The 15873-nt window shown below is 60.7% G+C and carries 11 protein-coding genes and 3 rRNA genes; 13 read left to right on the top strand and 1 reads right to left on the bottom strand.

Annotated elements, in window-relative coordinates; all coding sequences use genetic code 11:
• Positions 1-3 precede the first annotated feature (3 nt).
• The 13 genes from folP to M1D51_RS21110 all read left to right on the top strand — a co-directional run bounded on the left by folP (position 4) and on the right by M1D51_RS21110 (position 15023).
• Positions 4-909: a dihydropteroate synthase gene (folP, locus tag M1D51_RS21170; RefSeq protein WP_458107926.1), complete on the top strand. Its 906-nt coding sequence runs from the start codon at positions 4-6 to the stop codon at positions 907-909.
• Positions 910-920: 11 nt separating this feature from the next.
• On the top strand, positions 921-1280 hold the full coding sequence (folB, locus tag M1D51_RS21165; protein ID WP_172326212.1) for a dihydroneopterin aldolase: 360 nt from the start codon (positions 921-923) through the stop codon (positions 1278-1280).
• A complete protein-coding gene (gene folK / locus M1D51_RS21160; protein WP_458107925.1) occupies positions 1277-1822 on the top strand; it encodes a 2-amino-4-hydroxy-6-hydroxymethyldihydropteridine diphosphokinase in 546 nt (181 codons plus the stop codon). Before folB ends, folK begins: the two co-directional genes overlap by 4 nt.
• Entirely contained in the window at positions 1819-2340 is a 522-nt protein-coding gene (locus M1D51_RS21155; protein WP_458107924.1) for a DUF3180 domain-containing protein, read from the top strand. The genes folK and M1D51_RS21155 overlap by 4 nt, the downstream gene beginning before the upstream one ends.
• On the top strand, positions 2321-2833 hold the full coding sequence (locus M1D51_RS21150) for a PH domain-containing protein (protein ID WP_172326624.1): 513 nt from the start codon (positions 2321-2323) through the stop codon (positions 2831-2833). Before M1D51_RS21155 ends, M1D51_RS21150 begins: the two co-directional genes overlap by 20 nt.
• On the top strand, positions 2830-4371 hold the full coding sequence (locus M1D51_RS21145) for a PH domain-containing protein (RefSeq protein WP_458107923.1): 1542 nt from the start codon (positions 2830-2832) through the stop codon (positions 4369-4371). The genes M1D51_RS21150 and M1D51_RS21145 overlap by 4 nt, the downstream gene beginning before the upstream one ends.
• Positions 4364-5272 (top strand): Rossmann-like and DUF2520 domain-containing protein, encoded by a 909-nt coding sequence (locus tag M1D51_RS21140; RefSeq protein WP_458107922.1) that lies wholly within the window; start codon positions 4364-4366, stop codon positions 5270-5272. The genes M1D51_RS21145 and M1D51_RS21140 overlap by 8 nt, the downstream gene beginning before the upstream one ends.
• A 5-nt stretch (positions 5273-5277) precedes the next feature.
• Positions 5278-6180 (top strand): pantoate--beta-alanine ligase, encoded by a 903-nt coding sequence (gene panC / locus M1D51_RS21135; RefSeq protein ID WP_458107921.1) that lies wholly within the window; start codon positions 5278-5280, stop codon positions 6178-6180.
• Between the two features lie 105 nt (positions 6181-6285).
• Positions 6286-7803, top strand: a complete 1518-nt coding sequence (locus M1D51_RS21130) for a DHA2 family efflux MFS transporter permease subunit (protein ID WP_458107920.1) — start codon at positions 6286-6288, stop codon at positions 7801-7803.
• A 994-nt stretch (positions 7804-8797) separates the two neighbouring features.
• Positions 8798-10317: ribosomal RNA gene (locus M1D51_RS21125) — 16S ribosomal RNA — on the top strand.
• 568 nt (positions 10318-10885) lie between these two features.
• A 23S ribosomal RNA gene (locus M1D51_RS21120) occupies positions 10886-14029 on the top strand.
• A gap of 168 nt (positions 14030-14197) precedes the next feature.
• Positions 14198-14314, top strand: a 5S ribosomal RNA gene (gene rrf, locus M1D51_RS21115).
• Together the 16S, 23S and 5S rRNA genes form the textbook arrangement of a ribosomal RNA operon.
• Before the next feature lie 199 nt (positions 14315-14513).
• The gene (locus tag M1D51_RS21110; RefSeq protein WP_458107919.1) at positions 14514-15023 is read left to right on the top strand and encodes an N-acetyltransferase family protein; all 510 of its coding nucleotides are present in this window, start codon (positions 14514-14516) and stop codon (positions 15021-15023) included.
• 88 nt (positions 15024-15111) lie between these two features.
• Here the strand turns inward: M1D51_RS21110 and M1D51_RS21105 are convergent, their stop codons facing one another.
• A complete protein-coding gene (locus M1D51_RS21105; RefSeq protein ID WP_458107918.1) occupies positions 15112-15693 on the bottom strand; it encodes an HhH-GPD-type base excision DNA repair protein in 582 nt (193 codons plus the stop codon).
• Positions 15694-15873 lie beyond the last annotated feature (180 nt).

The following is a 15873-nucleotide window of genomic DNA, read 5'->3' as shown; positions in this document are numbered from 1 at the left end:
ACTATGGACTCCCTCGCTGCAGCACCCGGAACCGGCCCGGCCACAAGCCCGCTGCCGGTTCTCCGTAAACCGCGGCCCGCGGCCAGGTTCCAGGATCTGCCAACGGACCGCACGCTCGTCATGGGAATCCTCAATGTCACCCCGGATTCCTTCAGCGACGGCGGCACGCACCGGACACCGGACACTGCCATCGCGCTGGGCTTGCGCATGTTCTATGCAGGCGCAGACATCATTGACGTCGGTGGTGAATCCACCCGTTCGGGCGCTGAGCCCGTTTCCCCGGAGGAAGAACAGCGCCGCGTTATCCCAGTGATTGAGGCGTTGGTCAAAGCCGGCGCGCTGGTCAGCATCGACACCATGCACACCTCTACCGCAGCAGCTGCCATTGAGGCGGGCGCAGCCATTATCAACGATGTCTCGGGGTTGACCATTGAACCGGACATGCCCGAGCTCGTTGCCCGGACCAAGGTTCCGTACATCCTGACGCACCGTCGCGGTGATGCCTCCACCATGGACAGCCTCACGGACTACAACAACGTCACAGAGGATGTGGTGGCCGAGCTCAGCGGTGTTCGCGACAAACTGTACGCAGCAGGCGTTGCGCCCGAGCAGATCATCATTGATCCCGGTGTTGGGTTCTCCAAGAACGAGGACCAGAACTGGGAGATCCTCAAGAACCTGGACCAGCTCTTCGCGCTGGGCCACAAGGTGATGGTGGCTGCTTCCCGCAAGCGGTTCCTCGGTTCCTTGCTTACGGTGGCCGGCAAGTCGGCTGCTCCGTTGGAGCGCGACGCCGCTACGGCGGCCATCACCGCTTTGAGCGCCACCAAGGGCGCCTGGGCTGTCCGCGTTCACGACGTCGGCCCCAGCCTTGACGCTGTCAAGGTCGCCGCCCGTATCGCCCGCTGATAGGAAACGCTGTGGACAGGATCACGCTGACAGGCGTCACCGCCGTCGGTTATCACGGAGTGTTCGATTTCGAGCGCCGTGACGGCCAGCCTTTCGTGGTGGACGCGGTGCTGTACACGGACTTCACCAAAGCGGCTGAGACGGATGATCTCCAGTACACGGCCCACTACGGTGAAGTGGCTGAATTGATCACCCGGCACATCGAGGGCGAGCCCCTGAACCTGATCGAGGGACTGGCCGTCAGGATCGCCGAGGCCATCCTGGAGAACTACAGCGTGGCCGCCGTCGATGTCACCGTTCACAAGCCCAAGGCCCCCATCGAGGTGCCGTTCGGCGACGTTACGGTCAGCGTGCACCGGGAGCGATCATGACATCCGGTTACACCAAGGCCATCCTGGCCCTCGGCAGTAACCTGGGGGAACGCAACGACACCCTGTCCACGGCTGTGGCCGCCTTGGTTGATCCCCCCGAAGTTCGTCTTTTGGGAGTGTCCCCGGTGGTGCAGACCAAGGCTGTGGGCGGTCCGGAGGGACAGCCGGACTTCCTGAATATGGTGATGGCTGTCGAAACAACGCTGACCCCGTTGGAACTCCTGAAGCATTGCCACGACGTCGAACAGCAGCATCACCGTACGCGTGAGGTGCGCTGGGGTCCTAGGACGCTGGATGTGGACATCGTCGTTTTCGGTGATCTCGTGAGTGAGGATCCTGTTCTGACGCTTCCCCATCCGCGGGCAGCTGAGCGCGCATTCGTGCTCTACCCGTGGTCGCTGCTGGAACCGCACGCCCGGTTGAATGGGCAGAGCGTCGCCGAACTGGCCGCAGCCGCCGCCGATATGCCTGATATCCGGCGCTTTGACGGTTACGGTGACGTCGCCGGAGTTCCTGCGACCGGAGCAGTGGAGCAGCCATGAAAGCAATGCGCCCGGTAGTCCTGGTGCTCATCGCCGTCATCGCTGCGGTCATTGGCTGGTTGGCAACTGCCACCACCAACCGCTTCAGCATGCCCACCCCGGTCCTGCCGGTCTCCGCGCTGGTGACCATGGCCGTCATCGCAGGCCTGACGCTCATCATGGGCATTCGCGTACTGCGGTGGCGCAATGGCAAAAAGAAGAACATGCTCAACCCGATTCTGGCGGCCAGGACGCTGATCCTCGCCCAGGCCTGCGCCTATGCGGGCACCCTGCTCCTCGGGTGGCACGCCGGAATCTCGATGGACCTTCTCCGCATCGGCAGTTTGCGCGGCGGCGAAGGAATCCTGTGGAACGCGCTGCTGATGGGCGGCGGCGGCGTGGTGATGGTGGTGGTAGGGCTCGTGGTGGAGCGTTTCTGCCGCATCCCGCCCGAGGATCTTGAAGGTGGCACTGCCGGACCGGGGACCCGTCGCGGCGAAACCAAGGGTGAAGGCGAGTATGCATACCGAGGCGATTGATCCTCCCGGCATCCAGTGGCTGCGGGTTTCCCCCAAGTACGTCACCGTGCGTTTGGTGGAATGGGCCATCGGCAACGTGCTGTTGCTGGCCGTACTGAGCCTGCCGCTTGTTTTTGTGCTGCTCGGTTGGTGGCGCTGGCCTCCATTGTGGCTCGCCATTGCTGTTCCGTCGGTGATGCTTGTCCTGGCGCTGTGGCGGCTGGTGTTGATTCCCCGCCAAGTGCGTGCCATCGGCTACGCAGAACGCGACGACGACCTCCTCATCCGCCGCGGCATCTTCTTCCAGCGCACCATGGTGGTGCCTTACGGCCGCATGCAGTATGTGGACGTCGCGGTTGGTCCGGTTGAACGCAGCCTGGGTCTTTGCACGCTCAAACTCCACACGGCATCAACCAGCACCAACGCGCACCTGCCAGGACTTCCCGCAGAGGAAGGCGCACGGTTGCGGGAACAACTTTCGGCCCGTGGAGAAGCCAGGCTGGCCGGGCTGTGAGCCCGGAAGACAGCACGGCCGTGGGCCTGCCGGATCAGCCGGAAGCAAAGGTCGACGGCGACTGGAACCGCGTCCACCCTGCGTCACCTTTTGTTCGCGGCTGGGTGGCGCTTGCCGCCGTCGGGTTCTTCTTTGGCCGTGACGCTTTTGAACGCATGTTGCAGGGCCGGGATGTCCTGGATCCGAACCTGAATGGCCGGGTGCCCTGGCTTTTGGCCGGTGGCGCCGTGGTCCTGCTGTTGACGGTGGGCAGCTTCATCCTGAGCTGGTATTTCACGCGTTACCAGGTGGCCGAGGGCTACGTTCGGGTCAACACCGGCTTCCTCTTCAAGCAGCAGCGGCAGGCCCGGTTGGACCGTGTCCAGGCCATCGATATTGTCCAGCCCCTTTTGGCGAGAATTTTTGGGCTTGCTGAACTTAAGTTCGAAGTGGCCGACGCCGGTGAGTCGGCGGTGCGGTTGGCGTATCTTCCGCTCGCCCAGGCGAAGCAGCTGCGCGCTACCATCCTTGCCCGGGCCGCCGGTGTTGTCACTGAGCCCGGTCAGGAAGAGGAAATTCCCGAGGCTCCAGAACATGTGGTGCTGTCCGTGCCCCCGGCACGGCTCATCGGATCGCTGGTGTTGAGCGAGCAAACGGTCGGGATACTGATCGGTGCAGCCGCAGTGGTTATTGTCTCCGTTTTCACGGAGAACCAGACACTTTTCCTGGCGCTCATTCCTGGCATCCTGGGCATTGGTGCCGCGTATTGGAACTCCTTCAACAAGGGCTACAACTTCACGGCAGCGATTTCGCCGGATGGCATCCGGCTCCGATACGGCCTCCTGGATACGCAGGCACAGACGCTGCCTCCCGGGCGCATTCAGGCCGTAATGGTGACGCAGCCGCCCCTTTGGCGGATCTTCGGCTGGTACCGGATGGTTGTCAATGTTGCGGGCTACGGCTTGTCAGGCTCTGCCGAAGGAGCTGCCCGCACCATGCTGCTTCCCGTTGGCATGAAGCCCGATGTCCTCCGGATGATGTCCTTGGTGCTGCCGGATCCGGGGGTGGAAGACCCTCAGCGCGTCTTCACCGCCGGACTGGTTGGGCTGGCTTCCGCCGCACCCGGTGCCGCAGGGACAGATGGTTTTGTCACCACCCCCCGCCGCGCACGTTTGCTGGCCCCGCTTGGCAGGCGCCGCAACGGTTTCTTTGCCACGCGTACGGCGTTGTTGATCCGCTCCGGCCGTTGGTGGCGCACCCTGGTCCTCGTGCCACACCAGCGGACGCAGTCCATGGCCCTTCACCAGGGACCGCTGGCCCGCCGCTTCGGAGTTGCCGATCTTGTCCTCCACACCACCGCCGGCCCTGTTTCTCCCCGGGTTTTCCAAGCCGATGTCAGGCAGGCAGTGGAGCTCTTCGACCAGCAGGCCGCCCGCGCCCGCGAAGCCCGGAAGCGGCAGACCAGCGAGCAATGGCTGGCGCAGGTGGCACCGCAGGAACAACCCCACACATCACCACCCCCCACATCACCACCCCAGGAGGAACGCCACGATGGCTAGGCCAGGACGACTCGGAGTCGGAATCATCGGCGCCGGCAAGGTGGGCGCCGTATTGGGTGCCGCATTGCGCGCTGCCGAGCACGCCGTCGTCGGGGTTTCCGCAGTGTCGGAGGCGAGCCGCGAGCGGGCCGAAAACCTGCTTCCCGGTGTCCCGGTCCTGGAGATCCAGGACATCGTGGAGCGCTCGGAGCTGGTGCTGTTGGCAGTCCCGGACGATGCCCTGGGCGAGTTGGTGGCAGGGCTCGCCAAACTGGGAGCCTGGCAGCCCGGCCAACTTGTGGCGCACACCTCCGGGCGGTTCGGCGTCGGAATCCTGAATCCTGTCCGGACGGCGGGTGCGATCCCGTTGGCGCTCCATCCCGCCATGACCTTTACGGGCATGAGCCTGGACCTGACCCGGCTCATGGATTGCACCTTTGGTGTCACAGCCGATGCTGCGATGCTGCCGATCGCCCAGGCCTTGGTGGTAGAGATGGGCGCAGAGCCTGTGGTGATTGCCGAGGGCGACCGAACCCTCTACCACGCATCCTTGGCGCACAGTTCCAACCACATGGTCACGCTGGTGGCCCAGGCTTCGCAGATGCTGCGGGAGATCGGCGTCGATTCCCCGGAGTCGATGCTGGGCCCCCTGCTGCGGGCAACCCTGGAGAACGCCCTCGCGTCCGGAGAGTCGGCGCTGACAGGTCCGGTTGCGCGCGGGGATGTGGGCACCGTTTCGGCGCACGCGCAGGCGCTGAAAGAGTACGACGGCGGTGCGGGCGGCGACGTTCTTGCGGCCTACCAGGCCATGGCACGGGCCACGGCGCGCAGGGCGGGAAACCGCGGACTGCTGCGTCCCGAACAACTCAATGAGATCGACGAGGCGTTGGGCAACGACCCCAAGTCGCCGGAAGGACACTGAACGGCATGGCCATCAAACTCGTAACCACCGCAACGGAACTGCGGGCGGAGAGCGCCAGGCTCCTGGCCGCCAAAGGTGGAAATTCGCAGGGGTTGGTGCCCACCATGGGTGCCCTGCACTCGGGCCACGCGGCTCTTGCGCGGACGGCCGTGGCAGAGAACGACGTCGTGGTGGCCACCATTTTCGTAAATCCGCTTCAGTTCGGCGATGCCGTGGACCTGGACCGCTACCCACGTACGCTCGACGCCGATATGGCCCTGCTGGATGCTGAAGGCGTGGACCTGGTCTTCGCGCCGTCCGTTGACGAGGTTTACCCCGGCGGCCAGCCGCTGGTTCGCGTAACCTCCGGCCCGCTTGGCGAAAAGTGGGAGGGCGCCTCCCGCCCCGGGCACTTCGACGGCGCCCTCACGGTGGTGGCCAAGCTGCTGCACTACGGACTGCCCGGAGGTGCTGCAGCGGACGGCACGACGGCGGCCTACCGGGCTTACTTCGGACAGAAGGACGCACAGCAGTTGGCTTTGGTGAAGCGGATGGTCGCAGACCTGAACTTTCCGGTCGAGATAGTTCCCGTGCCCATTGTCCGGAGTGAGGATGGACTGGCGTTGTCGAGCCGCAACAGGTTCCTTTCCGAGGAGGAACGCGAGGCTGCCCTCGTCCTTTCGCGGGCTTTGCGCCTTATTGAGTCCCGCGCAAACGCGCACGAACCGCTTGACCTTGACTCCGCCGTCGCGCTTGTTGAATCCCAGCCACTGGTGGAACTGGACTATTTCGACGTCGTGGATCCCGTCACGCTGGAGCCGCTCGCCGAGAACTGCAAGGAGACTCCGTTCCGCGGTGAGGGGCTGGCGATTATCGCGGCCAAGGTGGGGCCGGTGCGGCTGATCGACAACGCCCCGTTGTTCTCCTAGCGTTTGGAATTTTTCTGCTGACGGGAATTGGATGGGCGCTTAGACTGTTCTAGTCTTCACCGGCATCGATCGCCGGACACCAGAACCAACCCTTGGGGAATCCTCATGTCTACCGACGTCACGTCCGACGCCAACGGCAAGCCTGAATCCGGCGCTTCCGGCACTGTCATTTCTGCAGAGGCCGCAGCCCCGCAGGCTCCGGTGTCACCGGCACCCGCGCCGCAGGCTCCAGTGTCCGGGAAGATGTCACGTGAATCCGTGACCGTCATTGTCACGCTGCTGGTAGCAACGTTCGTGGTGATCCTCAACGAGACCATCATGAACGTCGCCCTCCAGCGGCTCATGACTGACCTCCAGGTCAGTGCGTCCACTGTGCAGTGGCTGGCTACCGGCTTCATGCTGACCATGGCCGTTGTCATTCCCACTACCGGGTTCATCCTTCAACGGATGAGCACCCGCGGGGCGTTCATGCTGGCCATGGGACTGTTCAGTGGCGGAACGCTGCTGGCCGCGTTGGCGCCGGGCTTCCTTGTGCTGTTGCTGGCGCGCATTGTCCAGGCCGGCGGCACTGCCATCATGCTCCCGTTGCTGATGACCACCATCCTGACCTTGGTCCCCATGTCCAAACGCGGTGCCGTCATGGGCAACGTCAGCATTGCCATCTCCGTTGCTCCGGCCATGGGCCCCACCGTTTCCGGCATCATCCTGGACCACTTCTCCTGGCGCTTCATGTTCGTGTTCGTGCTGCCTGTTGCCTTGGCCGCCTTTGCGATTGGCGCCAAGTACCTCACCAATGTGGGGGAGCGCGAGAAGACCACGCTGGATGTGCCTTCAGTGATCCTCACCGTCCCTGCCTTCGGTGGACTGGTGTACGGCCTGAGCCAGATTGGCGGCGCGGAGGCCGGCGTCGTTCCCGTCATTGCGCTGGTGGTGGGCGTTCTCTGCCTGGCCCTGTTTGTTTTCCGCCAGCTCGGGCTCCAGAAGTCCGACGCCCCGCTGTTGGATCTTCGCGCCTTCAAGTTCCGCATGTTCACGGTGTCCACACTGCTGATGGTCGTCGCCATGATGGCCCTGTTCGGCGGTGTGATCCTGTTGCCGTTGTACCTGCAGAACACCTTGAACCTGCAGCCGTTGGAGACCGGACTGGCACTGCTGCCCGGTGGTTTGGCCATGGGCTTGCTGGGTCCCGTCATTGGCCGGATCTTCGACAAAGTCGGGCCGCTCCCGCTCACCGTCACGGGTTCTGTGCTGATGGTCCTCACCCTGTGGCAGTTCTCGCGCCTGGACGAAGCAAGTTCGCTCGGCTGGGTCATTGCCCTGCACGTCACCCTGAGCCTCGGACTGGCCTTGTTGTTCACGCCGGCGTTCACCACTGGCCTCAACCCGTTGCCGCCGCACCTTTACTCCCACGGTTCGGCAATCATCAGTACCGCGCAACAGGTTGCCGGTGCAGCCGGGACGGCGCTGCTCGTGTCCATCTACGCTGTGGTTTCTGCGTCCTCCAACGAGGTAGCCGGCATGCAGGCTGCATTTATGGCAGCCACGGTGATCGCGGTTGCTGCAGTGGTGCTCGGTGCCATGATGCGCAAGACCAACGGCGCCGGCGGACACGGCGGCCACTAACCTCCCCCTCCTCCTTCCGACGCTCTGCCACATCCCTCGGGTTTGGCCCCAACGCTCTCTCACTTTTGTGGGGGAGCGTTGGTGTTTAAGGGCAGGGGGCAGGGGGCAGGGGCAAGTGGCAGGGGACAAGGGGCAAGGAGCAGGCTGGGGGTGTGAGTGGGAGCGGTTGCTGGCTGGTCCGGCGGGGTGGCGAGTGGGGCGGTGGTCGTTTTCGGCGCGCTGCTCTTTCGTGGCGTTGGCGCGCGCTGCTCATGCGTCGCCTTGGCGCGCGTTGCCGGACGCTCGTCGCTCCCTTCTGACGCTCTATCACTTTCCTCGGGCTTGAGGGGCTCGCTCTTTCAGGTCCCTCGGGTTTGAGGGGCTCGCTCTTTCAGGTCCCTCGGGGTTGGTGAATGTGTGGGGTTCGACGGTGGTGGTTGCTGTTGGGTGGTGTCGGTGGCCGGGTTGGTGGTTGGGGGTTGTGACGGGCTTCACTGTGGCTTGTGGTTGTTGTTTGGTGGGGTTTTGGGGGTGTTTTGGGGTTGTTTAGCTTGTGTTGGCGGGGTTTTTGGGTGGTGTTGGGGTGGATTTGGTGTGGGGGTGGGGCGCGTGTAAAGTTATTCGAGTCGCCGCCGCTGATGCGGAATGATGGTGACAGACTCCCTTTCAAATTGCCGGTTTCGGTGGTGCTTTGGTGCGCTGCTGGTTGGTGTGGGAGGCCCGGGGTTTGGTTTGCTTTGTGCGGCTGGTTCGGGTAAGTTTGAAAAGTTGCTCCGGAGCGATCTTGGACCCTTTGGTGGGTTTGGGTGGTGCCGGGTGTGTCTGTTGTTTGAGAACTCAATAGTGTGCCAAGTTTGTTGATACCGATTGTTTTATTGATTGGTTGAAATTATGGCTGGATCGTTGCGCACCCCCGTGTGTGGTGGTCTGGTTTTCAGCTGGTTTCGAATTTTGTGCAGCCGTGTTCGCCGTTATTTCCGGTGGGTGTGGTTGTGTCTGTTTGATTTGTTTTACTTCAACGGAGAGTTTGATCCTGGCTCAGGATGAACGCTGGCGGCGTGCTTAACACATGCAAGTCGAACGATGATCCCAGCTTGCTGGGGGATTAGTGGCGAACGGGTGAGTAACACGTGAGTAACCTGCCCTTGACTCTGGGATAAGCCTGGGAAACTGGGTCTAATACCGGATATGACTGTCTGACGCATGTCAGGTGGTGGAAAGCTTTTGTGGTTTTGGATGGACTCGCGGCCTATCAGCTTGTTGGTGGGGTAATGGCCTACCAAGGCGACGACGGGTAGCCGGCCTGAGAGGGTGACCGGCCACACTGGGACTGAGACACGGCCCAGACTCCTACGGGAGGCAGCAGTGGGGAATATTGCACAATGGGCGCAAGCCTGATGCAGCGACGCCGCGTGAGGGATGACGGCCTTCGGGTTGTAAACCTCTTTCAGTAGGGAAGAAGCGAAAGTGACGGTACCTGCAGAAGAAGCGCCGGCTAACTACGTGCCAGCAGCCGCGGTAATACGTAGGGCGCAAGCGTTATCCGGAATTATTGGGCGTAAAGAGCTCGTAGGCGGTTTGTCGCGTCTGCTGTGAAAGACCGGGGCTCAACTCCGGTTCTGCAGTGGGTACGGGCAGACTAGAGTGCAGTAGGGGAGACTGGAATTCCTGGTGTAGCGGTGAAATGCGCAGATATCAGGAGGAACACCGATGGCGAAGGCAGGTCTCTGGGCTGTAACTGACGCTGAGGAGCGAAAGCATGGGGAGCGAACAGGATTAGATACCCTGGTAGTCCATGCCGTAAACGTTGGGCACTAGGTGTGGGGGACATTCCACGTTTTCCGCGCCGTAGCTAACGCATTAAGTGCCCCGCCTGGGGAGTACGGCCGCAAGGCTAAAACTCAAAGGAATTGACGGGGGCCCGCACAAGCGGCGGAGCATGCGGATTAATTCGATGCAACGCGAAGAACCTTACCAAGGCTTGACATGAACCGGTAATACCTGGAAACAGGTGCCCCGCTTGCGGTCGGTTTACAGGTGGTGCATGGTTGTCGTCAGCTCGTGTCGTGAGATGTTGGGTTAAGTCCCGCAACGAGCGCAACCCTCGTTCTATGTTGCCAGCGCGTTATGGCGGGGACTCATAGGAGACTGCCGGGGTCAACTCGGAGGAAGGTGGGGACGACGTCAAATCATCATGCCCCTTATGTCTTGGGCTTCACGCATGCTACAATGGCCGGTACAAAGGGTTGCGATACTGTGAGGTGGAGCTAATCCCAAAAAGCCGGTCTCAGTTCGGATTGGGGTCTGCAACTCGACCCCATGAAGTCGGAGTCGCTAGTAATCGCAGATCAGCAACGCTGCGGTGAATACGTTCCCGGGCCTTGTACACACCGCCCGTCAAGTCACGAAAGTTGGTAACACCCGAAGCCGGTGGCCTAACCCTTGTGGGGGGAGCCGTCGAAGGTGGGACCGGCGATTGGGACTAAGTCGTAACAAGGTAGCCGTACCGGAAGGTGCGGCTGGATCACCTCCTTTCTAAGGAGCTGCTAATAATTGCCGGTGTCCGTGCATGCGGATGGTTGGTGGTTGTCAGTGTTGCCCATTGCGCAGGCGTCTGTTCTGCGGTGGGTGCTCATGGGTGGAATATCAACGAATCAAAGTTTTTTGGCATGGCCTTTGTGGTTGTGTCCTGGTGCTAGTACGGCGGCCTGTGCTTCCTTTTTTGGGGGTGTGGTGTTGTTGGGAACGTGTCCGGGGCGTGGCTGGTGGGGGTTGTGTTTGGCGCACTGTTGGGTCCTGAGGCAACAGGACCTTTTTGCAGCAATGCAGGGGGGCACTTCTGGTGTTTCTTTTGTTCCTGCTTCCGGTACTTCGTCCGCTGTTGATGGCTTGCGCTTCCCTTTGTGGGGTGTGGGTTGTGGTGGGTGTGGTCTGGTTGACGGGGTTGTTGTTTGAGAACTACATAGTGGACGCGAGCATCTAGAACACACGCACGTGGCTGGCCCTTTTGGGGTTGGTGTGGGTGTGTTCTTACAGCAATTTCTTATGAATGAACCTGGCCCTTGTGGTCGTGGTTCTCTCGAGTAAGTTTTTGATCTTGTGTGGTCAAGTTTTTAAGGGCACACGGTGGATGCCTTGGCATTAGGAGCCGAAGAAGGACGTAGGAATCTGCGATAAGCCTGGGGGAGTTGATAACCGAGCGTTGATCCCAGGATGTCCGAATGGGGAAACCCCGCACAACGCTGCAAGGTGATTGTGTGACCCGCATCTGAACACATAGGGTGCGTGGGGGGAACGCGGGGAAGTGAAACATCTCAGTACCCGCAGGAAGAGAAAACAATAGTGATTCCGTTAGTAGTGGCGAGCGAACGCGGATCAGGCTAAACCGTTTCCATGTGTGATAGCCGGCGGGCGTTGCATGGGCGGGGTTGTGGGACTTTCCGTTCTGGTTCTGCCGGACCAGTGAGGTGATGTGCGTGCATAGGTGAACGGTCTTGAAAGGCCGGCCAGAGAGGGTGTGAGCCCCGTAACCGTAATGTTGTGTGCAGCCTGGAGAGTATCCCAAGTAGCACGGGGCCCGAGAAATCCCGTGCGAATCTGTCAGGACCACCTGATAAGCCTAAATACTTCCTAATGACCGATAGCGGACCAGTACCGTGAGGGAAAGGTGAAAAGTACCCCGGGAGGGGAGTGAAACAGTACCTGAAACCGTGTGCTTACAATCCGTCGGAGCCAGTCTGATTCTGGTGACGGCGTGCCTTTTGAAGAATGAGCCTGCGAGTTAGTGTTACGTCGCGAGGTTAACCCGTGTGGGGTAGCCGTAGCGAAAGCGAGTCTGAATAGGGCGAGTGTAGTGGCGTGATCTAGACCCGAAGCGGAGTGATCTACCCATGGCCAGGTTGAAGCGACGGTAAGACGTCGTGGAGGACCGAACCCACTTCAGTTGAAAATGGAGGGGATGAGCTGTGGGTAGGGGTGAAAGGCCAATCAAACTCCGTGATAGCTGGTTCTCCCCGAAATGCATTTAGGTGCAGCGTTGCGTGTTTCTTGCCGGAGGTAGAGCTACTGGATGGCCGATGGGCCCTACAAGGTTACTGACGTCAGCCAAACTCCGAATGCCGGTAAGTGAGAGCGCAGCAGTGAGACTGTGGGGGATAAGCTTCATAGTCGAGAGGGAAACAGCCCAGACCACCAACTAAGGCCCCTAAGCGTGTGCTAAGTGGGAAAGGATGTGGAGTTGCGAAGACAACCAGGAGGTTGGCTTAGAAGCAGCCATCCTTGAAAGAGTGCGTAATAGCTCACTGGTCAAGTGATTCCGCGCCGACAATGTAGCGGGGCTCAAGTACACCGCCGAAGTTGTGGATTTCACACATTGCCCTAGCCTTCGTGGTTCAGGGGTGTGGAGTGGTAGGGGAGCGTCGTGTGGGCAGTGAAGTCGCGGTGTAAACCAGCGGTGGAGCCTACACGAGTGAGAATGCAGGCATGAGTAGCGAAAGACGGGTGAGAAACCCGTCCGCCGAATGATCAAGGGTTCCAGGGTCAAGCTAATCTGCCCTGGGTAAGTCGGGACCTAAGGCGAGGCCGACAGGCGTAGTCGATGGACAACGGGTTGATATTCCCGTACCGGCGAAAAACCGCCCATGCCAAGCGGGGGATACTAACCGCCCGGAGCCTGCCCGCTCACCCTTGTGGTGTTGTGGGTTTTGGCCGAGCGCGGGACCTGATCCCGGGAGGTAAGCGTATTAACAGGTGTGACGCAGGAAGGTAGCCGGGCCGGGCGATGGTTGCCCCGGTCTAAGGATGTAGGGTCAGGGATAGGCAAATCCGTTCCTGTGTGCTTCGAGCACGTGCCTGAGATCTGATGGGACTCCCGTTTGGGGGGATCCGGTGATCCTATGCTGCCTAGAAAAGCATCGACGCGAGGTTTTAGCCGCCCGTACCCCAAACCGACACAGGTGATCAGGTAGAGAATACCAAGGCGATCGAGAGAATTATGGTTAAGGAACTCGGCAAAATGCCCCCGTAACTTCGGGAGAAGGGGGGCCTGCCCCGTGATGGAGACTTGCTCTCCGTGAGCGGGTGTGGGCCGCAGAGACCAGGGGGAAGCGACTGTTTACTAAAAACACAGGTCCGTGCGAAGTCGCAAGACGATGTATACGGACTGACTCCTGCCCGGTGCTGGAAGGTTAAGAGGACCGGTTAGCCCCTTGCGGGCGAAGCTGAGAATTTAAGCCCCAGTAAACGGCGGTGGTAACTATAACCATCCTAAGGTAGCGAAATTCCTTGTCGGGTAAGTTCCGACCTGCACGAATGGAGTAACGACTTCCCCGCTGTCTCAACCATAAACTCGGCGAAATTGCAGTACGAGTAAAGATGCTCGTTACGCGCAGCAGGACGGAAAGACCCCGAGACCTTTACTATAGTTTGGTATTGGTGTTCGGAGTGGCTTGTGTAGGATAGGTGGGAGACGTTGAAACCCGGACGCCAGTTCGGGTGGAGTCATCGTTGAAATACCACTCTGGTCACTTTGGACATCTAACTTCGGCCCGTGATCCGGGTCAGGGACAGTGCCTGATGGGTAGTTTAACTGGGGCGGTTGCCTCCTAAAAAGTAACGGAGGCGCCCAAAGGTTCCCTCAGCCTGGTTGGCAATCAGGTGTCGAGTGTAAGTGCACAAGGGAGCTTGACTGTGAGAGAGACATCTCAAGCAGGGACGAAAGTCGGGACTAGTGATCCGGCGGTACATTGTGGAATGGCCGTCGCTCAACGGATAAAAGGTACCTCGGGGATAACAGGCTGATCTTGCCCAAGAGTCCATATCGACGGCATGGTTTGGCACCTCGATGTCGGCTCGTCGCATCCTGGGGCTGGAGTAGGTCCCAAGGGTTGGGCTGTTCGCCCATTAAAGCGGTACGCGAGCTGGGTTTAGAACGTCGTGAGACAGTTCGGTCCCTATCCGCTGCGCGCGCAGGAAATTTGAGAAGGGCTGTCCTTAGTACGAGAGGACCGGGACGGACGAACCTCTGGTGTGTCAGTTGTACTGCCAAGTGCATCGCTGATTAGCTACGTTCGGATGGGATAACCGCTGAAAGCATCTAAGCGGGAAGCTCGCTTCAAGATGAGATTTCCATACACATTATGTGTGAGAGGCCCCCAGCCAGACCACTGGGTTGATAGGCCGGATGTGGAAGCGAGGACTAAAGACTCGTGAAGCTGACCGGTACTAATAGGCCAACAACTTACACCACACAACACACTGCACGCGTCCACTATGTGGTTCCCGAACAACAACCCGCCACGGGTTGCCGGAACCAAACAACTACATAACAACCAAGCACCACAGTTGTAACCAAACTTCCCACCCAGGAAAACCACACCCCCAACAGGGTTTGATGGACCGGGACGGGTAACAGAGTTACGGCGGTCATAGCGTGGGGGAAACGCCCGGTCCCATTCCGAACCCGGAAGCTAAGACCCACAGCGCCGATGGTACTGCACCCGGGAGGGTGTGGGAGAGTAGGACACCGCCGGACAACCATTAAGGCAAGAGCCCCGACCCAAGGTCGGGGCTCTTCCCCTTTAACCACCACACCAGCCTCACCCCAAGCCAGCCCCTTATGCCGGCGGCGCCAGGATCCAGGTTGCCCGTGGTGGTCCGGACGCCATCCCCCGACGGACAGGCCTAAGCTGATTGCGGCTTGCCTCTTCACTGCAGATGTCGGGATGGAACTGATGGACCTCAACATGCAATCACCGTTGTCATGGACCTTCCGTGCGGGGACGGCCGAAGACCACCCAGGGTGTGCAGACCTATGGATGCAGGCTCTTGCCCTTCGTGATGGCACACCCCCGGATCCCGACATCAAACGCAAGGCGTTGGCGAAACTGACCTCCCCGCGGGGCGTCCTTTCGATCGTGGAAAGCCGTTCAGCGATCAGCGGGTTTGCGCTGGTCATGGATGACACGCAGGCAGGTTCCTCCCGCACGGCCCACATTGCGCTGCTTGTCGTGAACCCGTCCATCCAAGCCCGTGGAGTAGGGCGCGCGCTACTGGCGAACATCACCCGGAGGCTCGTAACGGAGGGTTTCACCTCGGCGTCCCTGAGGGTTGTGAAGGACAACTTGCCTGCACGCAGGCTGTACGAAGCGGCCGGGTGGAAGACTGCCGGCCATGGAGTCTTCGAAGACTCGGGACGTCCCTGCGTCCATTACAAGCTGGGCTTGACGGACGACGGCTCTTAGCGGAGGACCATACCAGCAAGGGCAGCTCAGCACCCCCGTGCCGTGACATCCCGCTGGCTGTCGAGTTGCCGATGAATTAATTGCTGGACTACTTCGCAGACTTCGCAGCTGCTTTTGCTGCTTGCTTGCTGGCGCGGACTTTGACCAAGGACTCCGGGTCCACGATGTCGGCAACCGATAGGTAGGATCCTTCCTCGCCGTAGTGGCCAGCGGCTTCCCGCCACCCCTCGGCCTGGAGACCGCACTGCTTCCCCAGCAGGGCCAGGAAGATCTTGGCCTTCTGTTCCCCGAAGCCCGGCAATGCCTTGAGCCGACGCAGTACCTCGGCCCCGTCAGGGTTACCCTGGGTCCAGATCGTGGCAGCATCACCGTTCCAGTCACTATGCACCGTTTCCGCCAGGGCCTGGACCCTGCCGGCCATGGAACCTGGGAAGCGATGGACGGCCGGCTTCTCCTTGAAGACCTCGACGAAACCGGCCGGGTCGTGCTCCGCAATGACGGCGGGGTCCAAAGACCCAAGGCGGGTACGGATCTTCTCGGGACCAGCAAAGGCCGACTCCATAGTGACTTGTTGATCGAGCAACATACCCGTTAGCAGCGCAAAGGCGTCGTCAGTGAGCAGTTGGTCAGCGGCGGCATCTCCTGTGATGTGCAATTCCATGAGTTCCATCCTCCCACCAGGCGGCGCCAACGTCATTGGTCCCAAGGACAACGTGCCGTATCCCGCGCCGCTGCGTTGCGGGTGTTGGTGAGGCGTTAGGGGTTGGTGTTCGACGGCGGTTTGGTGGGGGTTTTGGGGGTGTGGGGGTGTGGTGTGGGGGTGGATTTGCGTTGGGGGTTGGGGGCGTGT

Source organism: Arthrobacter sp. R3-55, from assembly GCF_054161505.1.
Note: the sequence above shows the minus strand (reverse complement) of the source record. Positions and strands in the feature narration are given on the sequence as shown.

Bases quoted from the DNA above. Each gene is read 5' to 3' on its own strand.
- folK (WP_458107925.1), top strand. From the start codon at position 1,277: ATGACATCCGGTTACACCAAGGCCATCCTGGCCCTCGGCAGTAACCTG.
- folP (WP_458107926.1), top strand. From the start codon at position 4: ATGGACTCCCTCGCTGCAGCACCCGGAACCGGCCCGGCCACAAGCCCG.
- M1D51_RS21130 (WP_458107920.1), top strand. From the start codon at position 6,286: ATGTCTACCGACGTCACGTCCGACGCCAACGGCAAGCCTGAATCCGGC.
- M1D51_RS21110 (WP_458107919.1), top strand. From the start codon at position 14,514: ATGGACCTCAACATGCAATCACCGTTGTCATGGACCTTCCGTGCGGGG.
- M1D51_RS21140 (WP_458107922.1), top strand. From the start codon at position 4,364: ATGGCTAGGCCAGGACGACTCGGAGTCGGAATCATCGGCGCCGGCAAG.
- M1D51_RS21105 (WP_458107918.1), bottom strand. From the start codon at position 15,693: ATGGAACTCATGGAATTGCACATCACAGGAGATGCCGCCGCTGACCAA.
- M1D51_RS21150 (WP_172326624.1), top strand. From the start codon at position 2,321: ATGCATACCGAGGCGATTGATCCTCCCGGCATCCAGTGGCTGCGGGTT.
- panC (WP_458107921.1), top strand. From the start codon at position 5,278: ATGGCCATCAAACTCGTAACCACCGCAACGGAACTGCGGGCGGAGAGC.
- M1D51_RS21155 (WP_458107924.1), top strand. From the start codon at position 1,819: ATGAAAGCAATGCGCCCGGTAGTCCTGGTGCTCATCGCCGTCATCGCT.